We start from the raw sequence: 24,921 nt of genomic DNA on the forward strand, positions 1-24,921 counted from the left end.
AACCGACGCTTAGGCAGAAGCGCGTCCGGTGGCCGCCAGCAGCTCGTCCACCGGCACGCGGACGTAATCCTGATGGAGATAGCCGTCGTCCACCAGCTCGCCGTTCCAGGCCACGATATCAAGGTCCATGGTGCGCGGTCCCGACTTGATCGGCCCACGCACCCGACCCAGCCGGTCTTCGACGTCTTTCAGATAAGCGCGAAAGTCGCTCATCGTCAGACGCGTGCGCACCAAAAGGGCAGCATTGAGAAAGTTGGGCTGCTGCTGATAGCCGACCGGCGTCGTGACGATCTCCCGGGAGCGCCCCACCAGTTCGCACTCGTTGTCCAGTATGTCGAGCGCCTCGGCGGCGTGCCGCTCGGGCTCGATGTTCGAGCCCAGTGAAATCACGCATTCATTGAGCGAGGTGTCGGGCTGGGCGTATAAAGGGTGCAGAGACATGGCGAGCTATCCTTGAGCGGGGCACTGGTGAGACATTAGCCTAACGCCCTGCGCTACTTGTGCAAGTGCTGTACAATTTATTGACAAACGCTGCCCTCACGCAGACAGTCGTTATGATTCCAAACCTTTGACCACCGTATCACGATGAGGATCGTTTCAATGAGTACACCGGCAGCACTGGTCACCGGCGGCGCGACCCGCCTGGGACGCCATTTCGCTGAATCGCTGGCCGCCGCAGGCTACGATATCGCGCTACACGTCAACCGCTCCCGCGAGGAAGCCGAGGTGGTCGCCGAGGGCATTCGCGCTCAGGGTCGAGCATGTGAGCTGTTTGCCTGCGATTTTCTGCAAGACGACGTCGGTCAGCTGATCGAGCAGGTCACCCAGCGCTTCCCGCAGCTGAGCGTGCTGCTCAACAGCGCGTCGGCGTACGCACCCGCGCCGCTCGCCGAGACTGACCTGGCCATGCTGGAAACCCAGTTCAGGGTCAATCTGTTTACGCCACTGCTGTTGACCCGGCATTTCGCCAACGCGGTGGAATCGGGCCAGGTGATCAACATCATCGACAACAAGGTGGCCTATCACCAGTACCCCTACGCGGCCTACCTGCTGTCCAAGAAGAGCCTCGCGGAAATGACGCGCATGGCGGCGCTTGAGTTTGCGCCACGTATCCGCGTGAACGGCATTGCCCCCGGCGTGGTACTGCCCGCCTCTCAGCGCACCAGCGACTATATCGACTGGCGGATCGAGGGCATCCCGGTCGACCATCAGGGCGCACCGGATCACCTGGTGCAGGCACTCCATTACCTGCTCACTAACGACTTTGTGGCCGGACAGATTCTGTACGTCGATGGCGGCGAATCGATCAACCTGGTGGGCCGCCACTCGGAAAACTATCCCGGTTAATACCCTTATCGAGTACCGAGAGCAGTCCCTGGTGATTGAGTCATTTTCTAGGCAGGACTCGGTTCATGTGTGCTGCTCCCGGATGCCCCTGGCAGGCTGCCAGGGGCATCGCCCTTTGCCGCCAGATCAGGCCCCGTAAGCGGCGGTATATTCATTGATACGGCACTTCCCCTGGCCGGACGTGCAGGGGACTTTCACTCCCAGAAACAGCGTCGATCAAGGCGCTACGCGCCATACTTGGCGCACAAAGCAAAAAGCCCCGTCAAAACGGGGCTTTAAAAACGGACAATTTAATTATCTACTCAGCGTCTTGTGACGCATCATCTTCAACGGCTTTTTTGTTACGTCGCCCCTCAAGCACGCGAGGAGCTACAAATAGCGCCACCATGCCAAATAAATCGAGAGTACCAATGATTCCCGCTGCAAAAGCACTGTAGGGAGCGATCAGAACTGCTGCAATCAACCCAACAAGCGCGATGGTGACACCACACAACTGGCCTCGGCGATCCTTTAAAATACTACCGGAAAGGCCAGTTTTATTCATTTCGTGAACGTGTTTCTGATCATCAACTGCCATCTGAACGATGGCTTTGCGGGTTTCTTCATCGAACTGATTCAAGATGTCTGGATGAGGCAACGGGCCACTGAAGCTTGTTTGCCTGACACGTTGATGTAGGTGCTGCTCTCTTGCTGGCTCGATTTGTAGATGTCTAGAGAGCTCCTGCTGTTGCTCTTGAGTCAGGTTGCCTCGTTCAAGTTTAGCAACAAGGCGATCAAGCTCAGAGTCGGATTCAAGCTCCCCATCTGCTAGTTCAACGTGCTTATTAGTGTCGGAATGGCTACCGACTGCTTCGTGTTTATCAGGCTAATCCGGCATGCTGTACACGCTTCTGATAATCGCTTACCGCTTTATACAGATGAGAGCCAGCATTGGCCCAGTGTTGGCCAATACGATCCTGAGCGGTACCTTTCGGCATGTGCTGCGAGTAATCACCTGTTGGCCAGATATCCATGACACTACCAGCCGCAAGCACAGTGCGCGGAATCTTGTAGTGAGATTTCATGGTTTTGCTCCTAATTTCACTAACATACGGAATGTACGAAAGTGCTTCATACATCTCAGTAGCCATTTCCAATTTACTGAAAAAAGATGCTGTGATGTGTGCATTGATAATGTACAGATTAATGGAGCTAAAAAAGTTGCGCAAGTTCAGCGTCATTGCTGCCGTTCGGCTTCCCGTGCGTCGAGCATCTGTTGCTGCCGGGCCGCTTGTTGGCGTCGCCACTCAAGTGCGCTTTCCAACACAGCAACTTCCTGTACAAAGCAAAGGGGCTGCCCGATGGCAGCCCCTTTACGTATTACGATGCAGCGTTTAGCGCCCGTCAGGCGTATCAACGTCGTCGTGGTCGGGCTTGATGTGATCCGAGTCCGACGCTTGCTGCACATCCTGATGAGAGGCTGGCTGCTGTTCCCCAGCGTCCTGCCGCGTTGGCTTGCCGCCTCTTTCCTCGGCGGTGGAGTCGATAACCCGCACGTTGGCCGGCGGCGCCGTGCCGTCCTTGTTTTCGCCGAAGTAGAGCGTGGTATGCGGGAAGGGAATCTCGATACCGGCTTCGTCGAAGCGTAGCTTGACGAGGCGGTTGTACGCCCGCCCGACGGACCACTGATCACCCGGCGTGGTCTTGATCACCACCCGGATATTGACCGAGTTGTCTGCCAGCGCGATGACACCGGCAACGGTCATGTCTTCCAGCAGTTTCTGACCATGCTCTTCGCTGGCTTTGAGGTCTTCAAAGGCCAACTTGAGCTGTTCGATGGCTTCGTCGATGCTCTCACGGTAGGCAATCCCGTATTCGCCCACGTGGTTACCGAACTCGCGCATGTAGTTCGAGACCGTGTCGACGCTCGAGAACGGCACGATATGGAAGGTGCCGCTGAGGTCACGGATACCCACCGAGCGAATGCTGAGCTTTTCCGCTGTGCCGGTAATACCACCCACGGTCACTACATCGCCGGTATTCATGGCGTTTTCTACCTGGATGAAGACGCCGGTGATGACATCCTGCACCAGTTTTTGTGCACCAAAACCAATCGCCAGACCCAGCACACCGGCACCGGCAATCAGCGGGCCGATATTGATGCCGATTTCCGACAGCACGATCATGCCGGTAATCGTCACCATGGCAATCGCCAGCGCATTGCGGAACAGGCTGAGCAACGTTTTTGCCCGCGCGGTGGGTTCGCCCACACCGGTGTCCGGGTTGAGCTTGTGCTCGATCAGGCTGGCCAGCCCCAGCCATGCGCCGATAGCAACGATCAGGATAATGGCAACACTGATCAGCTTGCTGATGAGGCCGGATCCGGCTTCGGAGGCATACCAGGCGGCCAGGTCAAAGGCGCCCCAGGCATCCAGCACCACCATGATCACCGCCACCACGATCACCGTGCGCAGAATACGCAGCGCGTTGGGCACGTAGCGGTTGAGGCGCTTCTCGAGCATGGGCAGCTTGTGGCGCAGATCGGGCGACAGCTGAATGCGACGGCCGATGGTCTGGGTGATGAAGGAGGACACCAGCAGCCCCACCACTACCGCAGCCAGCGTTTCCAGCGTGGCAAACAGCACAAACGGCAGCGCGTCACCGGGGCGCACCAGGGTCAGAACAAACACCATCAGGAAGTAAAACAGCGCGAACAGGTGCCAGGTGCGCGCAAACAGCTGCAGCGATACCCGGCTGGCCGCCAGCGTCGAACGGGCCCCGATCGCGTTCAGATTGTCGCGCAGCCGCACGCGATTTTTCAGCACCACCGCAACGGCGTAGATGAAGGCGAGGAGCATGATCAACAGCCCCAGCACCTGACCCACGGCCGCCGAAACGTAAAAGTTGACCAGCGGCACCACCACCATCAGGCCATAGCCGACCATGCCGATCAGGCGTGCGAGCCAGCGGTTCCAGTACGAGGCCTCCACGGCCGAAATCGGCAGCAGGCGCAGCCCCTCATAGCGCGATGAGAACAGCATCCTGACGGCGGCTTTGAGCAGTTCGATGACCAGGAAGGCGTTGAGGAACAGCGATGCGCGGGTCGACAGATCCCCAGACTCGCCCACCGCGAAGGTAGCGATGAGGTTGCCGCCCACGTAGGCCAGCCCCACCAGCAACACGTCGATCACTGCCGCCAATGCAACGCTCACCACCAGGCGCAGCACCGGGGTCATGCCCGCGCCGTGCTGCGACCAGCCGCTGATCTTGGTAAACAGCGGCTTGGCAACGCGGCGGAACACCATGAACATGGCGAAAGTCGCAGCAATCACGATGCCCAGGTTGATTGCGGCGGTGACGAACGCCGACATGTCGAAGTTGCTTTCGCCTTGCCCGGTGAACAGGTCGCGAACCAGCAGCGCCACCTGTTCGAACTGGCCGCCGACGTCGTCGACCACGCTACTGGTCAGCTCGGCCAGCTGGCGGGGCAGCGAGACGTCCTCAGCCGCCATGTCGCTGCCCTCGGCGCCCCCTGCGGACAGCTCGCCTGGCTCGGATACTGCCGAGGCCTGGCGCCTCAACAGATCGATGAGTTCCTGGCGGGCCTGATCGTCTTCGAGCAGGTTGGCCAGGGATTCGTAGGTCGGCGGCTCAGCCGCCTCGTCCCCGTTGCCGCTATCCGCGCTGCTTTGCGCGAACGCCGGCGCGGCAAATAGCGCAAACAGCGCTATCAGCCAAACACCGAGCCAGGATAGTAAACGTAGTGGCGTCACACCGAAATCTCCCTTTGATGGTGAGTCGTCTGGTCAATCTAACGACTGCACTTATTTATGCACCCGACAATCAACACGCCTGATCATGTAAGCATTGTACAAGGTGTTCAGCCTAACATGATGAGCGGGGAAAAGAGGACAGGGCCGCGTTGTAAACTAACAAGTTTATACAGGCCGTTGCTTAGCACAACGTGATTGGCTTAGCCCACAGGGCACAAGGCTGTACCGAGATGACTAACAATAGGGCCCCAGCCATGACGATGCCAAAACGAGGATCAGCGCGTAGCGCGCGCCTTTGGCAACGACGATCCAGGCCAGCGCACGCCACCAGGCAAGGCGCAGCACGCCGGCCATGACGGTCAGCGGATCACCGATGATCGGCAGCCAGGAAAGCAGCAGACTGGCTTCACCCACGCGTTGGTACCAGCGCTCGGCACGGGCCAGCTGCGCGGCCGAAGCGGGAAACCAGCGACGATCCTGGAAGCGCCGTGCATAGCGGCCCAGCGCCACATTGACCAGACTCCCCAGGGTGTTGCCCGCCGTCGCCACCGCCCATAGCGTCAGGGCCGGCTGATCCAGACACCATTGCCGCGCCAGCCATACTTCCGAACTGCCGGGCAGCAGCGTGGCGCTGAGCAGCGCAACCCAGAAAAGGCTGATCATGCGGGTCCGTTGAGCTGCCCACCCAACTGCAGGGTAATCTCGTCCGCCACCTGGCGGACCAGCGCCCCCAGTTCAAGCAGGCGCGATTCAGGAATCCGCGCCACCGGGCCGGAGACCGAAATGGCGGCCAGCGGCAGACCATGCTCATCGTGGACGCAGGCTGCCACGCAATGCAGACCAATGGCGTGTTCTTCGCGGTCGCAGGCAAACCCCTGGTCGCGAATATGCCGCATCTCGCCAAGCAGGGTATCGGGCTGATAGAGGGTATTGTCGGTCACCCGGGCCAGTTCACCCCGGGCGAGCAGCTGGGCACGATCGTCCTCGGGCATCCAGGCGAGCAGGGCCTTGCCCACGCCCGAGGCGTGCAGCGGCGCCCGCGAGCCCAGTCGGGTGATCATGCGCATCATCTGCGGTGACTCGTGCTGGGCCAGAAATACCGCCGTATCGGCGTCGCGGATACCCAGATTGGCGGTTTCGCCGGTCTCGGCGGTCAGGCGACGCAGGAACGGGCGGCTGGTGGCGACCACATCGCGGGCTTCGAGGAAGCTATTGCCGATGCGGAAGGTCTTGACGTCGATGCGCCACAGCCCCTGCTCGTTTTCCTGGCTGACAAAGCCCTGGCTCTGCAGGGCCTGCAGCAGGCGGTGAGTGGTGGACGGCGCGAGGTCGGCCATCTCCGCCAGCGACGATAGCGCCAGGCCCTCGGGGCTGCTCGCCAGGTATTCCAGCAGGTTCAGTCCCCGCACCAACGACTGGCTGTGTCCGCCGCCCGCTTTCGCGGTGCTGGCCGGGCGACCCACGGTTCTGCGCTTTACGTCACTCACCGCACATTCTCCTTAACACGCTCCCAAAGACGCTTATGAAGGCGCAAAAAACGCAGGATAACGTGCTTGGGCCCCACCTGTCGCGTTTACGGAAACGAATTCCATCACCCAAGAGTTGCCGCCAGGCGCTTAACTCGACGACGCTTTACGCATGTCACGGCCCAGCGGATGGGGCTCGCCGCGGGCCTTGGCCAGGTCGATCTGGCGCTGGCGCTCGCGCGCGGCGGCGCGGGTTTTCTCGGGCAGCGAGTCGATGCAGTGGGGGCAGCTGATACCCGGCTCATAGGCGGCGGACCGCATGTCCTCGGCGGAAATTGGCCGCCGGCAGGCGTGGCACTGCTCGAATTCGCCTTCGCTCAGATCGTGGCGCACCGTGACCCGGTTATCGAACACGAAGCACTCGCCGCGCCACAGCGACTGCTCCTCGGGGACTTTCTCCAGGTAGTTCAGCACGCCGCCCTTGAGGTGATAGACCTCGTCAAAGCCTTCCTTGAGCATGAAGCTGGAGGCTTTTTCACAGCGGATGCCGCCGGTGCAGAACATCGCCACTTTCTTGTGCTTTTGCGGGTCGTAGTGCTCGCGTACGTACTCAGGAAATTCGCGGAAGGTAGTGGTTTTAGGGTCAACCGCGCCTTCGAAACTGCCGATCTCCACTTCGTAGTCGTTGCGCGTATCGATCACCAGCACTTCCGGGTCGGCAATAATGTCGTTCCATTGTTCGGGCTCGACGTAGGTGCCCACGGTGTCGTTGGGGTCGATATCGGGTACGCCCAGAGTAACGATCTCTTTTTTCAGCTTCACCTTGGTGCGGTAAAACGGCGGCTCGTCGCAGAACGATTCTTTATGGTCGATATCGGCGAGGCGGGGGTCGGCGGTCAGCCAGGCGAGCAGGGCATCAATGCCCTCGCGGGTGCCCGCTACCGTGCCGTTGATGCCCTCTTTGGCCAGCAGCAGGGTGCCTTTCACGCCATTATCCAGCATGGTCTGGCGCAGCGGCTCGCGCAGGGCTTCAAAGTCGTTCAGGGTGACAAATTTGTAGAGCGCCGCGACCACAATGCGCGGCGATGAGGTAGGTACTGACATGACAGACTCCAGGTAGTCGCCCCCGTAAAAGGCGGACCAGGTGAATAAGCGGCCATATGATAGCAAAAAGCCGCGCCCAGCGCGCGGCCCGCACGGTGCCGGCTGCTTGACCCAGGTCATGGAATCACGGCGCGGATACGTCGATTTATTCGACGCGATCATTGAGAAACCTTCACCCCACGGGCGACGCAGGCGGCGTATATTGGATGCCATCTTTGACTGACACGCTTAACGCGCAAGGAGCACTCGATGAAACTTCGCCGTGCCAACGAGCGGGGCTACGCCGACCACGGCTGGCTGCGTTCCTACCATACGTTTTCTTTTGCCAACTACATGGATCCCAACCACATGGGGTTTCGCGCGCTGCGCGTGATCAACGAAGACCGCGTCACGGCGGGCCATGGCTTTGGCGCTCACCCCCACCGGGATATGGAGATCATTTCCTACGTGCTGGAAGGCGAAATGGCCCACCAGGACAACATGGGCAACGGTGAGGTCATGCGCCCGGGCGATGTGCAGCGCATGTCGGCGGGCACCGGGGTGCTGCACAGCGAGTTCAACCATTCCAAGGAAAACGGCCTGCACTTCCTTCAGATCTGGATCGAGCCTGCAACGCGCGGTATCGCCCCCGGCTACGAGCAAAAGCATTTTCCACCCGCCGAGCGCCAGGGCCAATGGCGCCTAGTGGCCTCGCAGGACGGCCGGGACGACTCGGTCAGCGTCAATCAGGACGTCAACCTTTACGCGGGACTGTTCGGTCCGGGCGACCACGCCGTCACCCCGCCCACCCGTCATGCCTGGCTGCACGTGGTGAACGGCGAAATGGAGGTTAATGGCGAGACGCTGGGCGCCGGCGATGCGGCGGCGTTCTCACCGGACGAGGCAATCAATCTCACCGGCAAGGCGACGGGGGAAGTACTGCTGTTTGATTTGGCCTGAAGATCAGAACAACCCGTAGCGGGGGTTATTCGCCATGAATGGCGAATGTAGTGCCCATGGATGGGTTCACAGCGCCCCCGCGAAGGGTTGTTCGGATCTTATTTATTACCAGCCGATTAACTATTCTGCGCCGAATACAGCACGCGAATCTTCAGCGTGTGGTCTACCTGCTTCAACGCCTCAAGCGCCTGGGGTCCATAGGCCTTATCCACGTCGATCACCACATAGCCGACTTTATCGTTGGTCTGCAGGTACTGGCCCGAGATGTTGATCTCGTTCTCGGACAGCACGCGGTTGATCTGCGACAGCACGCCGGGCACGTTGTCGTGAATGTGCAGCAAGCGATGCTTGTCCGGGTGCGACGGCAGCGCGACTTCGGGGAAGTTGACCGAGGTCACCGTGGTGCCGTTGTCCGAATAGGTGATCAGCTTTTCGGACACTTCGATGCCGATATTTTCCTGGGCCTCCAGGGTCGACCCCCCGATATGCGGCGTCAGGATGACGTTTTCCAGGCCGCGCAGCGGGCTTTCGAACGTTTCCTCGTTGCCCTTGGGCTCGACGGGGAAGACGTCGATCGCCGCGCCATTGAGCTTGCCCGCCTTGATCGCCTTGGCCAGCGGCTCGATTTCCACCACGCTGCCCCGCGAGGCGTTGATCAAGATCGCCCCCGGCTTCATGGCGGCGATTTCCTTTTCACCGACCATCCAGCGGGTGGACGCCAGGTCGGGGACGTGGAGGCTGACGACGTCAGAGCGACCCAGCAGCTCTTCGAGGCTGGCCACCTGGTTGGCGTTGCCCATGCCCAGCTTGGTGATCACATCGTAGTAAATGACGTTGAAGCCCAGCGACTCGGCGAGTACCGACAGCTGCGCGCCGATGCTGCCGTAACCGACGATCCCCAGGGTCTTGCCCCGTGCCTCGTGGGAATTCTTGGCTGATTTCAGCCAGCCGCCCTGATGGGCGCGGGCATTTTTCTCGGGAATACCGCGCAGCAGCATGATGGCTTCGGCCAGCACCAGCTCCGCCACCGAGCGGGTATTCGAGTAAGGCGCATTGAATACCGCAATGCCGCGCTTGAGGGCCGCATTGAGGTCGACCTGATTAGTGCCGATACAGAAACAGCCAACGCCCACCAGCTTTTCCGCCGCCTCGAACACGCGCTCGGTCAGCTGAGTGCGGGAACGAATGCCGATGAAGTGCGCGTCGCGGATCTTCTCGATCAGCGCTTCTTCCTCGAGCGATGTCGGCAGGTGCTCGATGTTCTCGTACCCTGCGTTCTGAAAATTGTCCACCGCGCTCTGGTGGACGCCCTCGAGTAGCAGGATCTTGATCTTGCTCTTGTCCAGGGACGTTTTGGCCATGGCTGAATCAACCTCTATGGTCGGCGGCTGGCGCCGTGTAACGGTTCAAGAAAGGCCGCTATGGTAGCACATTCGCCCGCGCTATCGCCGCGCCCGCATGATGAAAAGTCTGCGTTGTCAAGATGAACGCGACACAAGTCGGCGGCTTGCCAACGCCAGGAGGGCAGACGCCACCCCCCGCCCTCGGTGTATACTGTGGCCTGCTCCTAGACGACACGCTTTGACGACAGGCATTGCCCAATGAGTGACACCACACCCGCACCCCAAGATTTTGCCGCCACGGTCGAACAGCTCGAAACCATCGTGGAACGCCTTGAGTCCGGCGAACTCTCATTGGAAGATGCGCTGACGGCCTTCGAGCAAGGCGTCCGCCTGACCCGCGACGCCCAGCAGCGCCTGGACAGCGCCGAACTCAAGGTGCGCGCCCTGAGCGAAGATAACGACGGCCGGCTGAACGTTACCCCCTTTGCAGGCCCCGACGCGTCCACGGACGACACCCCCGACGACGCGGATGACAGCAACAAGGAGACGCCGCCATGGTAGCGCCCCCCGCCGCTGGGCTGGCCAGGTTACGTGACACAAGCAATACCCGGGTTGACGCCACCCTGGGCGCGCTCTTCGATGCGCGCCCAGCCACTGAGCCGCGTCTCGAGGCGGCCATGCGCCACGGCCTGCTGGTCGGCGGCAAGCGTCTGCGCCCCTTGCTGGTCTACCTGTCCGGCCGCGCCCTGGGCGCCGGCGACGACGAACTGGACGCCCCCGCCGCCGCCATCGAACTGATTCACGCCTATTCGCTGATTCACGACGATCTGCCCGCCATGGACGATGACGACCTGCGCCGCGGCCAGCCCACCGTCCACAAGGCGTTCGATGAAGCCACCGCGATCCTCGCCGGTGATGCTCTTCAGGCCCTGGCCTTCGAAGTGTTGGCAAGCACCGGGCACCCCCGGCTGGGCGGCCTGGTTACCACCCTGGCCAGTGCCGCCGGCCGCGATGGCATGGTCGCCGGCCAGGCGCTGGATCTGGCGGCCGTGGGCGGCCACCCCAATGTGGAAGCTCTCGCGCACATGCACGCCCACAAGACCGGCGCGCTGATCGTCGCCGCGGTGCGGCTGGGCGGCCTGATCGCCGTTGACGAACACGATCCGCGTTTGCAGGCGCTGATTCGCTACGCGCGCGCCATTGGGCTAGCCTTCCAGATTCACGACGATGTGCTCGACGTGACGGGTGACACCGCCACGCTGGGTAAAACATCCGGCGCCGATGCCGCCCGGGCCAAGCCCACCTACCCCGGTTTACTGGGGCTTGAGGGCGCACAACACAAAGCCCAGACGCTAATTGACGAGGCCATCGCCGCGCTTGCCCCGCTGGGCACGAACGCGCAGCCGTTGGCCGACCTTGCCCACTACATGATCGAGCGCGACTACTAGACAATGCCCATGAAGCTGTTCGACGAGATTCCCCGCGAGCGTCCGGCGACGCCGCTGCTCGACTCCTTTGATCATCCCGCCGCTCTGCGGGCCATGAACGCCAGGCAGTTGGCCCAACTGGCCGATGAACTCCGTGCCTACCTGCTTTACAGCGTCGGGGTCTCCGGCGGTCACTTTGGCGCGGGCCTCGGCGTGGTCGAGCTGAGCGTGGCGCTGCACCATGCGTTCCACACCCCCGACGACCGCCTGGTGTGGGACGTGGGCCATCAAGCCTATCCGCACAAGATCCTGACCGGCCGCCGTGACGCCATGCTGAGCATTCGCCAGCACGGCGGGCTTGCCGCCTTCCCGCGCCGCGCCGAGTCCGGCTACGATACCTTTGGCGTCGGCCATTCCAGCACCTCGATTTCCGCGGCGCTGGGCATGGCGCTTGCCGCGCGCGCCCAGGGCGAAAACCGCCGGGTATGCGCGATCATCGGCGACGGTGCGCTCAGCGCGGGCATGGCCTTTGAAGCCCTTGCCCATGCTGGGCATGTGGACGCCAACATGCTGGTGATCCTCAACGACAACGAAATGTCGATCTCCGAAAACGTCGGCGGCATGGCCACCTACCTGGCTCGGGTACTGTCCAGCAAGCCCTATCTCAAGATGCGCGAAGAGGGCAAGAAGGTGCTGTCCCACCTGCCCGGGGCGCTTGAGCTGGCGCGGCGCACCGAAGAGCACATGAAAGGCATGGTCAGCCCCGCCACGCTGTTTGAAGAGATGGGCTTTCACTACGTCGGCCCCATCGACGGTCACGACCTCGAGACGCTTACCGAAACGCTCGAGAACCTGCGCGACCTGGACGGCCCGCAGTTTCTGCACATCAAGACCGTCAAGGGTAAGGGCTTCCTCCCCGCCGAAGCCGACCAGATCGGCTACCACGCGATTACCAAGCTGGAAAAACCCAGCGCCGGCACCGACGCAGGCAAGAAGCCCATCGTCAAAACCGCGCCGAAGAAAAAGTACTGCAACGTGTTCGGCGATTGGCTGTGCGACATGGCTGCCGCAGATGACCGGCTGATGGGCATTACCCCGGCGATGCGCGAAGGCTCCGACCTGATCCGCTTCTCCAGGGAATACCCCGAGCGCTACTTTGACGTGGCGATTGCCGAGCAGCACGCGGTAACGCTCGCGGCGGGCATGGCATGCGAAAGCATGAAGCCGGTGGTGGCGATTTACTCCACCTTTTTGCAGCGCGGCTACGACCAGCTGATTCATGACGTCGCGGTACAGCACCTCGACGTGACCTTTGCCATCGACCGCGCCGGCCTGGTGGGCGAAGACGGCCCCACCCACCACGGCAGCATGGACCTGTCATTCCTGCGCTGCGTGCCCGGCATGGTGATTCTCGCCCCGGCCGACGAAGCGGAATGCCGGGCCATGCTCAGCGCCGCCTATCACCACCCTGGCCCCGCCGCCGTGCGCTATCCGCGCGGCACCGGGCCTGGCGTGGCGATTCCCGAGCACCTGGACGCGCTACCCATTGGCCAGGCCGAGGTGCGCCGCAAAGCGACCGGCGAAGGTGCCAGCATCGCGCTCCTCGCCTTTGGCAGCGTGAACAGTGCCGCCGCCGAGGTGGCCGACAGGCTCGACGCCACGCACATCAATATGCGCTCCATCAAACCGCTGGACCGTGACGCCATCCTTCACGCCGCCGACGAGCACGAACTGCTGGTCACGCTGGAGGAAAACGTCATCGCCGGCGGGGCGGGCAGCGCCGTCAATGAACTTCTGCACGTCGAAGGCGTCCAGGTCGAAGTGCTCAACCTCGGGCTGCCGGACGCCTTTGTGGAACACGGCACGCCTGCCGAGCTGCTGCATGACTGCGGCCTGGATGCCGACGGCATCGAACGCGCGATTCGTGCCCGGCTGCCGTAATCCTTCTATTTATCAACGTTAGAGACTGCCATGTTATTTCTGATTATTGTATTTGCGCTGATCGGCCTGGCCGTGGGCGGCCCCTTGGGCCTGCTGATAGGCGGCGGCCTGGGCTGGTGGCTGGGACGACGCATCAAGCGGCGTCTGAATGTGGCGCGGATGCGCATCCAGGAAGGCTTTCTGGATTCGATTTTCTCGGTGATGGGCTGCCTGTGCCAGGCCGACGGCCAAGTTACCGACGGCGAACTGGGCGTGGCCGAAAAACTCTTCGACCAGATGCGCCTGCAGGGGGAACAGCGCGCCCGGGCACGGGCCGCGTTTGAACGCGGCCGCGCCGACGACTTTGATCTGGACGCGGAGCTTGCCAGCGTCAACCGCCTGACCCGGCACCAGCCGGTAATGCGCCAGGTGTTTCTCCAGGTGCAGCTGTCGGCGATCGCCGCTGACGGCGTGCTTCACGACGCCGAGCACGCGATGATCCTGCGCGTGGCCCGCGGCGTGGGCTGCAGCGACGCCGAAGTGCAGCAGATCGAAGCCATGCTGCACGGTGCCGCCGCCAACTCCCAGGGCGCCAGCGAAGAAGCCCTGAAAGACGCCTACCGGGTGCTGGGCGTTTCGGAAGACGCCAGCGACGCCGACGTCAAGAAGGCCTATCGCCGCCTGATGAGCCAGAACCATCCGGACAAGCTGGCCGGCAAGGGGCTGCCCGAGAGCATGCGCGAAGTCGCCCAGGCGCGCACCAGCGAGATCAGCAACGCCTACGAGCGTATCCAAAAGTCGCGGGAATGACCCCTTCCACAATGCACTATCGCCTTGCTTCCCCGGTCGGCGTGATTGCCGACACTCACGGGCTGCTGCGCGACGAAGCGCTTGCACTGCTTGAAGACTGCGAACTGATCTTGCACCTGGGCGATGTGGGCAGCAAAGAGGAAGACAGCATCATTCTGGAGCGCCTGGAAACCCTCGCCTCGGTTCACTGCGTGCGCGGCAATATCGACACGGCCGCCTGGGCGTCCCATCTACCGATGCACCAGACTATTCTGGTTAACGACCAGCGCCTGCACCTGGTGCATCGCCTGGAGGATGCTGATCCGGCGACGCCTTGCGATGTGACGCTGCACGGACATTCCCACCAGCCGCGCAACGAGCGTCTGGATGACAGGCTGCTGTTCAACCCCGGTGCCGCCGGCAAGCGGCGTTTCAAGCTGCCGATCACCCTCGGCAAGTTATGGATCGAGCCGGATAGCGTGCGCGGTGCGATTATTCATCTGCCGCTATAAGGCGCTAGGTAGCCGTCGAATGCGGCAGCACGGCCTGGTAGACCGCCGCGTAGTGGCAGGCGCTGCCGCCAATCACGAACAGGTGCCAGATCGCGTGATTGAAGGGAATGGCGCTCACGGCATAGAAAATCACCCCCAGCGTATAGACGACGCCGCCCACAGCCAGCAGCACGATCCCTGTGGTAGAGAGATTGGCCGCCATTTCATCCGAGGCCAGCACGATCATCCAGCCCATCAGCAGGTAGATCACCACGCGCAGCACCGCCAGGCGCTGCGGCCACAGCAGTTTGCAGGCAATGCCGCCCAACGCCAGCGACCACACCACGGCAAACAGTATCCAACCGGTGGCTCCGCGCATATTGACCAGCAGGAAAGGCGTGTAAGTACCGGCAATCAGCAGGTAAATCGCACAGTGGTCGAGCAGCTGAAAGCGCTGCTTCCAGGGATGGTGCGGGACGCTATGATAAAGGGTCGAGGCCGTGTAAAGCAGGACAAGCGTGGTGCCGTAGAGGCTCAGACTGACGATTTTCCAGGGGTCGACGTGAGCGGCCAAGCTCGCCACCACCAGCATGACCACCATACCGACCAGACTGAGTACGGCGCCGACCCCATGGGTAATACTGTGCAGATACTCTTCGACAACGCTGAATTCGCCCGGTGGCTCTGGTCGAGTCGGTTGATGCGGCGCATCACCTAGGGTTTGCATACTGGGCACTCCTGTGTGGCCCGCTTGCCATTACCCCTTGCGCTCAATATCCACGTCGCTGGCCTGGGTAAAGTCGTCCAGGGCCATCATGTGCCCCAGCTTGCCCGCCTTGGTGGAAAGATACTGCTCGTTGTGGGGGTTCAGGCCGGTGGTAATCGATAGGCGCTCAACCACGTTGACGCCGTCGCGGGTCAGGGCATCGACTTTGCGCGGGTTGTTGGTCATCAGCTTGAGCGCGCTGACGCCCAGATGATCGAGCATCGGCACGCATAGGTCATAGCGGCGCATGTCAGCACCAAAACCCAACTGCTCGTTCGCCTCGACCGTATCGGCGCCCTGATCCTGCAGATGGTAGGCACGGATTTTATTCAAAAGACCAATCCCGCGACCTTCCTGCCTTAAGTATAGCAGCACACCGCGGCCTTCTTCAGCGATTCGTTTCAGCGCTTCCTGGAGCTGATAGCCGCAATCGCAGCGCATCGAAAACAGCGAATCGCCCGTCAGGCACTCCGAGTGCACGCGCCCGAGTACCGGTTCATCGCCGGTCACATCGCCCAACGTCAAGGCGATATGATCCTTGCCCGTGGCTTCGTCTTCGAAACCATGCATGGTGAACGTGGCCCAGGGCGTGGGCAGCCGGGAAGCGGCAATGAAGCGTATGGTCACAGGTTACCTCGCTGATTAACCAAACCAGTTAATCACACCAGTGTTGGCAAAGTGGGCAGCTAGTTTAGCAGGAAGCGAAGACCAGCTCACGATTAGGTTAACGGGGAAACGTCGAGAAACTTGTCAGGGTGCGACGATTTTTGCCAACGTTTGCGCCCGCCCGGCGGCCTATCTTCAAGTACAATAGCTCCTCTACAATGCGGGCAAATTTCTCAAGAGCAAGTGTCTATGACTCCCACACCTTTGCAAAACGATCGTTTTCTTCGCGCGCTGGCTCGAAAGCCCGTTGACCGCACTCCGGTGTGGATGATGCGCCAGGCCGGCCGCTACCTGCCGGAATACCGTGCCTGCCGGGCCGACGCCGGCAGTTTCATGGATCTGTGCCGCAACCATGACCTGGCCTGTGAGGTGACGCTTCAGCCGCTTGAGCGCTATCCGCTGGATGCCGCCATTCTGTTTTCGGATATTTTGACCATCCCCGACGCTATGGGGCTGGGGCTTTATTTCGAAACCGGCGAAGGCCCCAAATTCAGAAAGACCGTGCGCACGCCGGAAGAAGTCGCCGCGCTGAGCGTCCCCGACGCCGAGCGCGACCTGGATTACGTGATGCGCGCGGTGTCCACCATTCGGCGCGAGCTGAACGGCCGCATGCCGCTGATCGGCTTCTCGGGGAGCCCCTGGACGCTGGCCACTTACATGGTCGAGGGCAGTTCCAGCAAGGATTTCCGTCACCTGAAGACCATGCTCTACGATACGCCGGACGCCATGCACCAGCTGCTGGACACCCTGGCGCACGCGGTGACCGACTACCTCAACGCGCAGATTCGCGCGGGCGCCCAGGCGGTGCAGATTTTTGATACCTGGGGCGGCGCACTGACCACCCCGGCGTACCTGGAATTCTCGCTGCGCTACATGGAGCAGATTGTTGCCGGGCTGATCCGCGAGCACGACGGGCGCCGCGTGCCGGTCATCCTGTTCACCAAGAACGGCGGCCAGTGGCTCGAACACAGCGCCTGCGCCGGTGCCGATGCCCTGGGGATCGACTGGTCCACCGAGCTTTCCGACGCCCGCGCCCGGGTCGGCCACAAGGTCGCGCTGCAGGGCAACCTGGACCCCAACGTGCTGTTTGCCCGCCCCTCCGCCATTCGCGCCGAAGTGGCCCGCGTGCTGGAAAGCTACGGCCACGGGCCCGGCCACGTGTTTAACCTGGGCCACGGCATCAGCCAGTTTACCGACCCCGATCACGTTACCGCCTTCATGGAGGCGCTGCACGACCTGAGCCCGCAGTATCACCAGGGCATTGCCACTCAATCGAACGCTGCGTGTCCAGGAGCATCGTCATGAGCGAATATCACGCCGACCAGTGGTTTACCGAGGTATTCGACAGCCACGGCAGCGCTTTCGCGCTGAAAGTTTCGGAAAAGCTGCACGATGTGCAAAGCCCTTACCAGCACCTGGAAGTCTACGCCACCGAGACCTACGGCAACCTGATGGTGCTGGACGGCTGCGTGATGCTGACCGACCGGGACAATTTTCTGTATCACGAGATGATTGCCCACCCGGCGCTGTTCACCCATCAGGATCCCAAACGCGTTGTCATTATCGGCGGCGGCGACTGCGGCACCCTCAAGGAAGTGCTGCGCCACCCTGGGGTTGAGCACGTCACCCAGATCGACATCGACGAAGAAGTCACCAAGGCCTCGGAACGCTTTTTCCCGTCGTTAGTCGCCTCGAATGACGACCCGCGCGCCGAGTTGCTGTTCGCCGACGGCGTCAAATGGGTCGACGATGCCGGTGATGAGAGCATCGACGTGCTGATCATCGATTCCACCGACCCGGTGGGCCCCGCCGAAGGGCTGTTCAAGACCGACTTCTTGAAGCGCTGCCACCGCGTCCTGAAACCCGGCGGCGTCATGGTCCAGCAAAGCGAATCACCGCTTTATCACAGCGGCACGATCATTCGCGAGCTACGCCGTGACATGCAGAAAGCGGGCTTTGACAGCGTCGCCACGCTGCCTTTCCCCCAGCCGGTGTATCCGTCTGGCTGGTGGAGCGTCACCCTGGCCGGCAAGGCTACCGATGTTAACGCGTTTCGCGAGCAGGCAGCCGCCAATCACGCCATGCCGCTCGAGTACTACAGCGTTGACGCTCACCGCGGCGCACTAGTGCTTCCCCCTTTCATGCGTAAGGCGTTCGCGGCCGAGTAACCCCGCCAAACGTCCGTTTTAGATGGCCGCCCGCTTTGCCTGCGCCACAACGGTGCAGGCAAAGTCGAGAGCCGTGTTTTTTGCACCTAGACGTTCGTCTCAATGTCGTTGACTAGCGTTGAAAAGCGCTGAATTCCCGCCAGTACCCCTGTTGGCATCTTCCTTGCTAGGTTAGATGGCATGCTTCGGCATGTATAACGATTCCAATTGATTCGAGGGGACATAAATGTTCAATAAAAAACACCTGGCGCTGCTGGCTTCGGCCGGCTCCCTGACGCTTGTAGGCATGTCCACCGCCCAGGCCGATACCCTGGAAGACACCATGGAGCGCGGCGCCGTCCAGTGCGGCGTGAGTGACGGTCTACCGGGCTTCTCCGCGCCGGACGACGATGGCAACTGGCAGGGGATTGACGTTGATGTCTGCCGCGCGGTGGCCGCTGCGGTGCTCGGCGACGCAGACGCCGTTAACTACATCTCACTGAACGCCGTCGAGCGTTTCACGGCGCTTCAGTCAGGCGAAGTCGACGTGCTGTCGCGTAACACCACCTGGACCACCACCCGCGATACCACCCTGGGCCTGAACTTCACCGGCGTGACCTTCTACGACGGCCAGGGCTTCATGGTGTCCCGTGACCTGGGCATTACCGGTGCTGACGAGCTGAACGGTGCCTCTATCTGTATCCAGTCCGGCACCACCACCGAGCTGAACCTGGCCGACTACTTCCGTGCTAACGACATGGAATTCAACCCTATCGTATTTGATACCTCCGAGCAGACCGTGGGTGGCTACCAGGCCGGCCGCTGTGACGTGCTGACGTCTGACACCTCTCAACTGGCCGCCCTGCGCATCCAGTTGGACGATCCTGAGGCGTCGATGATCCTTTCCGACGTTATCTCCAAGGAGCCGCTCGGCCCCGTTGTTCGCCAGGGCGATGACACCTGGTTCAACATCGTGAAGTGGTCGCTGTTCGCGATGATCAACGCGGAAGAATACGGCGTCACCAGTGATAACGTTGACGATATGCTGGCATCCGAAGATCCCAACATCGCACGTTTGCTGGGTGAGGACGGCAACTACGGCGAAGGAATGGGCCTGGAAGCCGACTGGGCTTACAACATCATCAGCCAGGTTGGTAACTACGGCCAAAGCTTTGACCGTAACGTGGGCATGGATTCCCCGCTGGAAATCGAGCGCGGTGTCAACGCCCTGTGGAACGAAGGTGGCTTCCAGTACGCCCCCCCGATTCGCTAAGCGTCTCGCTTGACCCCGGCCCGCCGCCCCTTTTCCTGGGCACCGGCGGGCCACTTGATTGACCTTCCGTACAGCGGAGACGCCACCCATGTCCGTACGCCCCGTCACTCGCCCCGCCGGCCAAAAGCCGCCGTTCTGGCGAGATCGCGCTAAGCGCGCGCTTATTTTCCAGATCATTCTCGTCGCCGTTGTCGCGGCGTTCCTGATCTATATCATCGGCAATACCCAAGCCAACCTGGAGGCTCGTGGTATCACCACTGGCTTTGGCTTTCTGAACAACACAGCCGGCTTCGGTATTGGCCAGACCTTGATCGAGTACTCCTCGCAAAGCACCTACGGCCGCACCTTCGTGATTGGCTTGCTCAACACGCTGTTGGTCGGTGGTTTGGGGGTATTGGCCGCCTCGATTATCGGTTTTATTGTTGGCATCGCGCGGCTATCGCCCAACTGGCTGATTGCCAGGCTAGCCAATGCCTACATCGAAACCTTCCGTAATATTCCGCTGCTGTTGCAGATTTTCTTCTGGTACTTCGCGGTACTGCGGGCACTGCCCAGCGCCCGGGAAAGCATGGCGTTCGGCGAGGCCATCTTTCTCAATGTGCGCGGGCTCTACCTGCCCCAGCCGCTGTTCGAGTCAGGCTTCGGACTGATTCCTGCCACTTTTGTGGTGGCGGTCGTTGCCAGTATCGCGCTGATTGTCTGGAATAAACGTCGCCATGAAGCCACCGGCAAACGCCTGCCGGTTTTCTGGATGTCCCTGGTGATTATTTTGGGTCTTCCACTACTGGTGCTCGTCGTCACGGGTGTACCGGTGACCTGGGAAATGCCGGTACTGCGCGGCTTCAACTTTGGCGGTGGCATCACCATCATCCCCGAGTTTCTAGCCCTGTGGCTGGCGCTGTCCATCTACACCGCGTCGTTCATTGCCGAAATCGTCCGCTCGGGCATTCAGGCCATTCCTCATGGGCAAACGGAAGCCGCCCAGGCGCTGAGCCTGCCGCGCAAGCTGGTGCTGCGTCTGGTCGTGATTCCCCAGGCCATGCGCGTAATCATTCCGCCGCTTACCAGCCAGTATCTCAACCTGATCAAGAACTCTTCCCTGGCCACCGCCATTGGCTACCCCGACCTGGTCTCGGTGTTTGCCGGTACCACGCTCAATCAGACCGGTCAGGCCATCGAGGTGATTGCCATGACCATGGCGGTTTATCTGATCATCAGCTTGCTGGTGTCCATGTTCATGAACTGGTTCAACGCTCGCGTTGCGCTGGTCGAACGCTAGGCCGGAGCCGACCTTATGATTCACAACAAAGACATGATTCCCGAGCAACCGGCGCCTAAAGGCACCATCGGCCCCATCGCCTGGCTACGCGGCAACCTGTTCAACGGCCCGATCAACAGCCTGTTCACGCTACTGGGGCTGTACGTGCTCTATCTGCTCCTGGTGCCGACCATTCAATGGGCCTTCATCAACGCCGACTGGATAGGCAATAGCCGTGAGGACTGCTCTCGGGTGGGCGCTTGCTGGGTATTCGTCAACGCCCGCTTTTCCCAGTTCATTTATGGCCTCTACCCAAGCGAAGAGTATTGGCGGGCCAACATCGTGTTCGCCATGTTCGCCGGCATCATTGCCTGGATGGTAATCCCGCGTCTGCCGTTCAAGCGCTGGATGGCGGTGTTTGCCCTGTTGGCGTTCCCGGTCATCGCCTATGTGCTGTTGCACGGCGGCTACTTCGAGCTGCCGCGCGTACCCACCCACCGCTGGGGTGGCTTGATGCTGACGCTGCTGCTGGCCAGCGTCGGGATGATCGGCGCGCTGCCCATCGGCATCGTCCTGGCGCTTGGGCGACGCTCCACCATGCCCATCGTCAGAACCTTCTGCGTGATTTTCATCGAGTTCTGGCGCGGCGTGCCGCTCATCACCATCCTGTTCATGGCCTCGGTGATGCTGCCGCTGTTTCTACCCTCGGAAATCAGCATTGACCGTCTGATACGCGCCCTGATCGGCCTGACGCTGTTCCAGAGTGCCTACATGGCGGAGGTCATTCGCGGCGGCTTGCAGGCCATCCCCAAAGGCCAGGATGAAGCCGCCGCGGCCCTGGGCATGACGTATTGGAAGCGCATGGGGCTGATCATCATGCCCCAGGCGCTGAAGATGATGATCCCCGGCATCGTCAATACGTTCATTTCCCTGTTCAAGGACACCACCCTGGTGATGATCATCGGGCTGTTTGATCTGTTGGGCATCGTGCAAGCGGCGCTTTCCGACTCGCGTTGGCTGGGTTTCTCGCTAGAAGGCTATGTGTTTGCCGCGTTCGTCTTCTGGATCTTCTGTTTCAGCATGTCGCGCTACAGCCAGTACCTCGAGCGCAAGCTGAACACCGGCCATAAGCAATAACGTCGCTTTTATGCGTTTTAACATCCAGGTTTTGAGTAGGGTTTCAACATGACACAAGCAGCCACCAACGCCTCCGACCTGATGGTCGAGATGCGCAACGTCAACAAATGGTTCGGCGATTTCCACGTACTGCGAGATATCTACCTTGAGGTCAAACGCGGCGAGCGCATTGTGGTGTGCGGGCCCTCCGGTTCGGGCAAGTCGACGCTTATTCGCTGCATCAATCATCTTGAGGCGCATCAGAAAGGGGATATTGTGGTGGGCGGCGTCCCGCTGACCCAGGACGTCAAGCGGATCGAACAGATTCGCCGCAGCGTCGGCATGGTATTTCAGCACTTCAACCTGTTTCCGCACTTGTCGGTGCTGGAAAACTGCTGCATCGCGCCGATGTGGGTGCAGAAAAAGCCGCGCAAAGAAGCGGAAGAACTGGCCATGCAGTATCTGGAGCGGGTGCGCATTGCCGAGCAGGCCACCAAGTACCCCGGACAGCTGTCGGGCGGCCAGCAGCAGCGCGTGGCCATCGCCCGCTCGCTGTGCATGCACCCGGACGTCATGCTGTTTGACGAGCCCACGTCAGCGCTCGACCCCGAGATGATCAAGGAGGTGCTGGACGTCATGGTGGAGCTCGCCGAGGAAGGCATGACCATGATTTGCGTGACCCACGAGATGGGCTTTGCGAAAACCGTCGCTGACCGGGTGATTTTCATGGACCAGGGACAGATCATTGAAGAGAACGCGCCTGAGCCGTTCTTCAATAACCCCCAGTCCGAGCGTACCCAGCTGTTCTTGAGCCAGATTCTCGGCCATTGATCCACAACCCGGCGTCAAGGCCGGCTGTGGACAAGTGAAACCCATGGGCCTCGTTCGAGGCCCATCTTATTTAAAAGCCGCTATGACAAACAATTTAAAAAGGACAACAACATGATCGAAAAGCTGTTTATCGACCGCGCGCCCCAGCCCATCGCGCCATTTTCCCACGCCTGCCGGGTAGGCGACCTGGTGTTTATCACCGGACAGATGCCCACGGTACCGGAAACCAATGAGATGTTGCTGGGTACCTTCACCGAGCAGACCCACCGCGTCATGCAGAACCTGGCGATCGTGCTGGAAGAAGTCGGCAGCAGCTTCGAGCACGTGGTGCAGTCGCGGGTGTTTATTACCAACATGGGCCACTTCGCTGAGGTGAACGAAGTGTATGCCAGCTACTTCCCCCAGCCACTGCCCACTCGTACCTGCATTGGCGTCACGGGCCTGGCCGGTGGTGCCGACGTGGAAGTCGACATGATTGCCTGGATCCCACCGTCTGAAGGCAACCCTTAGGGCCCTATCAACGTAATACTGGCAGGCAATAGCGCTGCCTGTTCACGGTGCTGGCCAAGCGGTTTTCCAGCAAGCGCCGTGAGCAGGATCTGCAGCGGATCGCCATGACTGACCAGAACGATGGTTTCCCCGCTGGCCGTTTGCTCCCAGTCGTCTATCACCGCTCGCATGCGCTTTGCCACCGCGCTCACCGCCTCCACCTGAAGGTGCTGATGCTCGGCGTCCTGGGCATCCAATACCCATATACTGGGATAACGTTCGTCGCTCTGCCCCTCCAACTCGCCAAAATAGCGCTCTCTTAAGCGCGTCTCCACGCTTGGTGTGAGTCCAAACGCGTCAGCAATGTGGGCAGCCGTTTGCGACGTGCGCAAAAAGTCCGAGTGCACCACGCGAGTGGGTATCGGCCACTGCCAGTCAGCCACCCGTTGGGCAAGTTGGTGCTCACCCTGCTCGGAAAGCCCGAAGTTCGTCACACCGTGTTCGGGCGAGCTGACAATCACCCCCTGTTGATTCGCCTGGCTATGGCCGTGGCGTATTAGCAAATAGCGATTGCGCCAATGGTCGTAAGGCGCCTGTAAAGTATTTGACATAAGTTTGTCACAAACCCTAGATTGAAAGTGTCTACTTTCGAAAATAATCATCCTTCGCATCAAATGTCCACTTATGAAACATTTCCCGCTTTCTGAGTAGAAAATCCCAGCGAAGGGAAGCGATAACACAAAAACAACACACAACGAGGCTTATTATGACAACGCCGCTCTTTCGCAAGCGCCCGCTTGCAATGCTCACCGCTGTATCGCTATTGCCGCTCGCACTGCTATCCACCCAAGCCTACGCTGAATGTGAGCGTGGCGACCTGGCGGATATCTACTGTGACGCCGATGGGGATATGGTGGCTGACCGGCCAAGCGATGAATCGGAATGGGCCAACCCCGATACGCTGATCTTCGCCTACACCCCGGTCGAAGATCCGGCCATTTATTCGGATATCTGGCAGCCCTTTATCGACCACCTTGAGGAGGTTACCGAACGCGATGTGCGCTTCTTCGCCGTGCAGTCAAACGCCGCTCAGGTCGAAGCCATGCGCAGCGGACGGCTGCATATTGCCGGTTTCTCCACCGGCCCCACGCCCTTTGCCGTGAATCTCGCCGGTGCAGTACCATTTGCCTTGATGGGCTCCGACGACGGCCGATTCGGCTATACCCTGCAGCTGTTCACCCATGCCGACTCCGATATCCATGAAGTGGAAGACCTCAAGGGCAAGCGCGTCGCCCATACCTCGCCGACCTCCAACTCGGGTAACCAGGCCCCCCGCGCGTTGCTACCCGAATTTGGCATCACCCCTGGTGAAGATTATGAAGTGATCTACTCCGGCAGCCACGACCAGTCCATGCTCGGCGTTGTCGCTCAAGACTATGACGCCGCCCCGGTGGCATCGGAAGTCGTCGAGCGCATGGCCGCACGGGGTCTTTATGATGAAGAAGATGTTCGCCTGATCTACGAGTCCGACAGCTTCCCCACTACCTCGTACAACTACGCGCACAACCTGCACCCGGATCTGGTCGACAAAATCGAGGAGGCCTTCTTCAGTTTTGATTTTGCGGGCACCGAACTAGGCGAAGAGTTTGAAGGCGTCGAGAAATTCATCCCTATCAATTACAAAGATAACTGGCAGGTGATTCGTACCATCCAGTCCGCTAATGGCGTGAGCTATACGCCGGAAAACCTGGAAGAGTAAAACGTTACGCACCGCCATTGGCGGTGCGGTTATTTCTC

General features: G+C 60.7%; 26 protein-coding genes. 15 read left to right on the forward strand and 11 right to left on the reverse strand.

The annotated features are described in order from the left end of the window. Window positions 1-9: 9 nt before the first annotated feature. Window positions 10-441, reverse strand: a complete 432-nt coding sequence (folK, locus tag QC815_RS04235) for a 2-amino-4-hydroxy-6-hydroxymethyldihydropteridine diphosphokinase (RefSeq protein ID WP_230445638.1) — start codon at window positions 439-441, stop codon at window positions 10-12. A 159-nt stretch (window positions 442-600) separates the two neighbouring features. On the opposite strand from folK, the gene QC815_RS04240 reads away from it, so the two are divergent. Further along, entirely contained in the window at window positions 601-1,347 is a 747-nt protein-coding gene (locus QC815_RS04240) for an SDR family oxidoreductase (protein ID WP_230445637.1), read from the forward strand. Window positions 1,348-1,645: 298 nt separating this feature from the next. Here QC815_RS04240 and QC815_RS04245 read toward each other — a convergent pair whose 3' ends face one another. From QC815_RS04245 to trhO, 6 genes are all read right to left on the reverse strand, one after another. Continuing rightward, window positions 1,646-1,966: a hypothetical protein gene (locus QC815_RS04245; RefSeq protein WP_309767126.1), complete on the reverse strand. Its 321-nt coding sequence runs from the start codon at window positions 1,964-1,966 to the stop codon at window positions 1,646-1,648. Window positions 1,967-2,207: 241 nt separating this feature from the next. Further along, a complete protein-coding gene (locus QC815_RS04250) occupies window positions 2,208-2,633 on the reverse strand; it encodes a hypothetical protein (protein ID WP_309767127.1) in 426 nt (141 codons plus the stop codon). A gap of 87 nt (window positions 2,634-2,720) precedes the next feature. Next, a complete protein-coding gene (gene ybiO / locus QC815_RS04255; RefSeq protein ID WP_230445634.1) occupies window positions 2,721-5,099 on the reverse strand; it encodes a mechanosensitive channel protein in 2,379 nt (792 codons plus the stop codon). A 234-nt stretch (window positions 5,100-5,333) separates the two neighbouring features. Continuing rightward, on the reverse strand, window positions 5,334-5,762 hold the full coding sequence (locus QC815_RS04260) for a YqaA family protein (RefSeq protein WP_230445633.1): 429 nt from the start codon (window positions 5,760-5,762) through the stop codon (window positions 5,334-5,336). Further along, entirely contained in the window at window positions 5,759-6,586 is an 828-nt protein-coding gene (locus QC815_RS04265) for an IclR family transcriptional regulator domain-containing protein (protein ID WP_309767132.1), read from the reverse strand. Before QC815_RS04265 ends, QC815_RS04260 begins: the two co-directional genes overlap by 4 nt. A gap of 129 nt (window positions 6,587-6,715) precedes the next feature. Next, window positions 6,716-7,669, reverse strand: coding sequence for an oxygen-dependent tRNA uridine(34) hydroxylase TrhO (gene trhO, locus QC815_RS04270; RefSeq protein ID WP_230445631.1), 954 nt, complete (start codon window positions 7,667-7,669; stop codon window positions 6,716-6,718). A gap of 249 nt (window positions 7,670-7,918) precedes the next feature. Between trhO and QC815_RS04275 the strand changes: the two genes are divergently transcribed. Then, complete coding sequence (locus QC815_RS04275; RefSeq protein ID WP_230445630.1) at window positions 7,919-8,608, forward strand: pirin family protein; 690 nt, start codon at window positions 7,919-7,921, stop codon at window positions 8,606-8,608. A 116-nt stretch (window positions 8,609-8,724) separates the two neighbouring features. Here QC815_RS04275 and serA read toward each other — a convergent pair whose 3' ends face one another. Then, window positions 8,725-9,969 (reverse strand): phosphoglycerate dehydrogenase, encoded by a 1,245-nt coding sequence (gene serA, locus QC815_RS04280; RefSeq protein ID WP_230445629.1) that lies wholly within the window; start codon window positions 9,967-9,969, stop codon window positions 8,725-8,727. A 240-nt stretch (window positions 9,970-10,209) separates the two neighbouring features. On the opposite strand from serA, the gene QC815_RS04285 reads away from it, so the two are divergent. From QC815_RS04285 to QC815_RS04305, 5 genes are read left to right on the forward strand one after another with little or no spacing between them, the layout of a single operon-like run. Beyond that, window positions 10,210-10,512, forward strand: a complete 303-nt coding sequence (locus tag QC815_RS04285) for an exodeoxyribonuclease VII small subunit (protein ID WP_230445628.1) — start codon at window positions 10,210-10,212, stop codon at window positions 10,510-10,512. After that, window positions 10,506-11,399, forward strand: coding sequence for a (2E,6E)-farnesyl diphosphate synthase (ispA, locus tag QC815_RS04290; protein WP_230445627.1), 894 nt, complete (start codon window positions 10,506-10,508; stop codon window positions 11,397-11,399). Before QC815_RS04285 ends, ispA begins: the two co-directional genes overlap by 7 nt. A 3-nt stretch (window positions 11,400-11,402) precedes the next feature. Next, window positions 11,403-13,319: a 1-deoxy-D-xylulose-5-phosphate synthase gene (dxs, locus tag QC815_RS04295; protein WP_230445626.1), complete on the forward strand. Its 1,917-nt coding sequence runs from the start codon at window positions 11,403-11,405 to the stop codon at window positions 13,317-13,319. Window positions 13,320-13,349: 30 nt separating this feature from the next. After that, a complete protein-coding gene (djlA, locus tag QC815_RS04300) occupies window positions 13,350-14,108 on the forward strand; it encodes a co-chaperone DjlA (RefSeq protein WP_230445625.1) in 759 nt (252 codons plus the stop codon). Continuing rightward, window positions 14,105-14,599, forward strand: coding sequence for a metallophosphoesterase family protein (locus QC815_RS04305; RefSeq protein WP_230445624.1), 495 nt, complete (start codon window positions 14,105-14,107; stop codon window positions 14,597-14,599). Before djlA ends, QC815_RS04305 begins: the two co-directional genes overlap by 4 nt. A gap of 4 nt (window positions 14,600-14,603) precedes the next feature. On the opposite strand, the gene trhA is transcribed toward QC815_RS04305, so the two are convergent. Together trhA and ribA are read right to left on the reverse strand one after the other, a co-directional pair. Further along, window positions 14,604-15,305, reverse strand: coding sequence for a PAQR family membrane homeostasis protein TrhA (gene trhA, locus QC815_RS04310; protein ID WP_230445623.1), 702 nt, complete (start codon window positions 15,303-15,305; stop codon window positions 14,604-14,606). Between the two features lie 30 nt (window positions 15,306-15,335). Next, window positions 15,336-15,971 carry a GTP cyclohydrolase II gene (gene ribA, locus QC815_RS04315; protein WP_230445622.1) on the reverse strand — a complete coding sequence of 212 codons (636 nt, stop codon included), beginning with the start codon at window positions 15,969-15,971 and terminating at the stop codon, window positions 15,336-15,338. Window positions 15,972-16,199: 228 nt separating this feature from the next. Here ribA and hemE point away from each other — a divergent pair, with 228 nt between their 5' ends. The 7 genes from hemE to QC815_RS04350 all read left to right on the forward strand — a co-directional run bounded on the left by hemE (window position 16,200) and on the right by QC815_RS04350 (window position 23,145). Continuing rightward, complete coding sequence (hemE, locus tag QC815_RS04320) at window positions 16,200-17,315, forward strand: uroporphyrinogen decarboxylase (RefSeq protein WP_230445621.1); 1,116 nt, start codon at window positions 16,200-16,202, stop codon at window positions 17,313-17,315. Next, window positions 17,312-18,178, forward strand: a complete 867-nt coding sequence (speE, locus tag QC815_RS04325; RefSeq protein WP_309767137.1) for a polyamine aminopropyltransferase — start codon at window positions 17,312-17,314, stop codon at window positions 18,176-18,178. The genes hemE and speE overlap by 4 nt, the downstream gene beginning before the upstream one ends. Window positions 18,179-18,404: 226 nt before the next feature. Then, a complete protein-coding gene (locus QC815_RS04330; RefSeq protein ID WP_230445619.1) occupies window positions 18,405-19,430 on the forward strand; it encodes an amino acid ABC transporter substrate-binding protein in 1,026 nt (341 codons plus the stop codon). Between the two features lie 88 nt (window positions 19,431-19,518). Then, entirely contained in the window at window positions 19,519-20,709 is a 1,191-nt protein-coding gene (locus QC815_RS04335; protein ID WP_309767140.1) for an amino acid ABC transporter permease, read from the forward strand. A 15-nt stretch (window positions 20,710-20,724) separates the two neighbouring features. Continuing rightward, window positions 20,725-21,825: an amino acid ABC transporter permease gene (locus tag QC815_RS04340; RefSeq protein ID WP_230445617.1), complete on the forward strand. Its 1,101-nt coding sequence runs from the start codon at window positions 20,725-20,727 to the stop codon at window positions 21,823-21,825. A gap of 48 nt (window positions 21,826-21,873) precedes the next feature. Next, the gene (locus QC815_RS04345) at window positions 21,874-22,635 is read left to right on the forward strand and encodes an amino acid ABC transporter ATP-binding protein (RefSeq protein WP_309767143.1); all 762 of its coding nucleotides are present in this window, start codon (window positions 21,874-21,876) and stop codon (window positions 22,633-22,635) included. A gap of 111 nt (window positions 22,636-22,746) precedes the next feature. Then, a complete protein-coding gene (locus QC815_RS04350; RefSeq protein WP_309767145.1) occupies window positions 22,747-23,145 on the forward strand; it encodes a RidA family protein in 399 nt (132 codons plus the stop codon). On the opposite strand, the gene QC815_RS04355 is transcribed toward QC815_RS04350, so the two are convergent. After that, complete coding sequence (locus QC815_RS04355) at window positions 23,142-23,735, reverse strand: histidine phosphatase family protein (protein ID WP_230445615.1); 594 nt, start codon at window positions 23,733-23,735, stop codon at window positions 23,142-23,144. The genes QC815_RS04350 and QC815_RS04355 overlap by 4 nt on opposite strands. A gap of 155 nt (window positions 23,736-23,890) precedes the next feature. Here QC815_RS04355 and phnD point away from each other — a divergent pair, with 155 nt between their 5' ends. Further along, window positions 23,891-24,883 (forward strand): phosphate/phosphite/phosphonate ABC transporter substrate-binding protein, encoded by a 993-nt coding sequence (gene phnD / locus QC815_RS04360; RefSeq protein WP_309767147.1) that lies wholly within the window; start codon window positions 23,891-23,893, stop codon window positions 24,881-24,883. The last annotated feature ends 38 nt before the right edge of the window (window positions 24,884-24,921 follow it).

Origin of the sequence: Vreelandella gomseomensis (genome assembly GCF_031451645.1) — a bacterium.
In the GTDB taxonomy this organism is placed as follows: Bacteria; Pseudomonadota; Gammaproteobacteria; order Pseudomonadales; family Halomonadaceae; genus Vreelandella; species Vreelandella gomseomensis.

Excerpts from the sequence above, each read along its gene's own strand:
- folK (WP_230445638.1), bottom strand. The coding sequence starts at position 441 with ATGTCTCTGCACCCTTTATACGCCCAGCCCGACACCTCGCTCAATGAA.
- QC815_RS04240 (WP_230445637.1), top strand. The coding sequence starts at position 601 with ATGAGTACACCGGCAGCACTGGTCACCGGCGGCGCGACCCGCCTGGGA.
- QC815_RS04260 (WP_230445633.1), bottom strand. The coding sequence starts at position 5,762 with ATGATCAGCCTTTTCTGGGTTGCGCTGCTCAGCGCCACGCTGCTGCCC.
- trhO (WP_230445631.1), bottom strand. The coding sequence starts at position 7,669 with ATGTCAGTACCTACCTCATCGCCGCGCATTGTGGTCGCGGCGCTCTAC.
- QC815_RS04275 (WP_230445630.1), top strand. The coding sequence starts at position 7,919 with ATGAAACTTCGCCGTGCCAACGAGCGGGGCTACGCCGACCACGGCTGG.
- serA (WP_230445629.1), bottom strand. The coding sequence starts at position 9,969 with ATGGCCAAAACGTCCCTGGACAAGAGCAAGATCAAGATCCTGCTACTC.
- QC815_RS04285 (WP_230445628.1), top strand. The coding sequence starts at position 10,210 with ATGAGTGACACCACACCCGCACCCCAAGATTTTGCCGCCACGGTCGAA.
- ispA (WP_230445627.1), top strand. The coding sequence starts at position 10,506 with ATGGTAGCGCCCCCCGCCGCTGGGCTGGCCAGGTTACGTGACACAAGC.
- dxs (WP_230445626.1), top strand. The coding sequence starts at position 11,403 with ATGCCCATGAAGCTGTTCGACGAGATTCCCCGCGAGCGTCCGGCGACG.
- djlA (WP_230445625.1), top strand. The coding sequence starts at position 13,350 with ATGTTATTTCTGATTATTGTATTTGCGCTGATCGGCCTGGCCGTGGGC.
- QC815_RS04305 (WP_230445624.1), top strand. The coding sequence starts at position 14,105 with ATGACCCCTTCCACAATGCACTATCGCCTTGCTTCCCCGGTCGGCGTG.
- trhA (WP_230445623.1), bottom strand. The coding sequence starts at position 15,305 with ATGCAAACCCTAGGTGATGCGCCGCATCAACCGACTCGACCAGAGCCA.
- hemE (WP_230445621.1), top strand. The coding sequence starts at position 16,200 with ATGACTCCCACACCTTTGCAAAACGATCGTTTTCTTCGCGCGCTGGCT.
- speE (WP_309767137.1), top strand. The coding sequence starts at position 17,312 with ATGAGCGAATATCACGCCGACCAGTGGTTTACCGAGGTATTCGACAGC.
- QC815_RS04330 (WP_230445619.1), top strand. The coding sequence starts at position 18,405 with ATGTTCAATAAAAAACACCTGGCGCTGCTGGCTTCGGCCGGCTCCCTG.
- QC815_RS04335 (WP_309767140.1), top strand. The coding sequence starts at position 19,519 with ATGTCCGTACGCCCCGTCACTCGCCCCGCCGGCCAAAAGCCGCCGTTC.
- QC815_RS04340 (WP_230445617.1), top strand. The coding sequence starts at position 20,725 with ATGATTCACAACAAAGACATGATTCCCGAGCAACCGGCGCCTAAAGGC.
- QC815_RS04345 (WP_309767143.1), top strand. The coding sequence starts at position 21,874 with ATGACACAAGCAGCCACCAACGCCTCCGACCTGATGGTCGAGATGCGC.
- QC815_RS04350 (WP_309767145.1), top strand. The coding sequence starts at position 22,747 with ATGATCGAAAAGCTGTTTATCGACCGCGCGCCCCAGCCCATCGCGCCA.
- QC815_RS04355 (WP_230445615.1), bottom strand. The coding sequence starts at position 23,735 with ATGTCAAATACTTTACAGGCGCCTTACGACCATTGGCGCAATCGCTAT.
- phnD (WP_309767147.1), top strand. The coding sequence starts at position 23,891 with ATGACAACGCCGCTCTTTCGCAAGCGCCCGCTTGCAATGCTCACCGCT.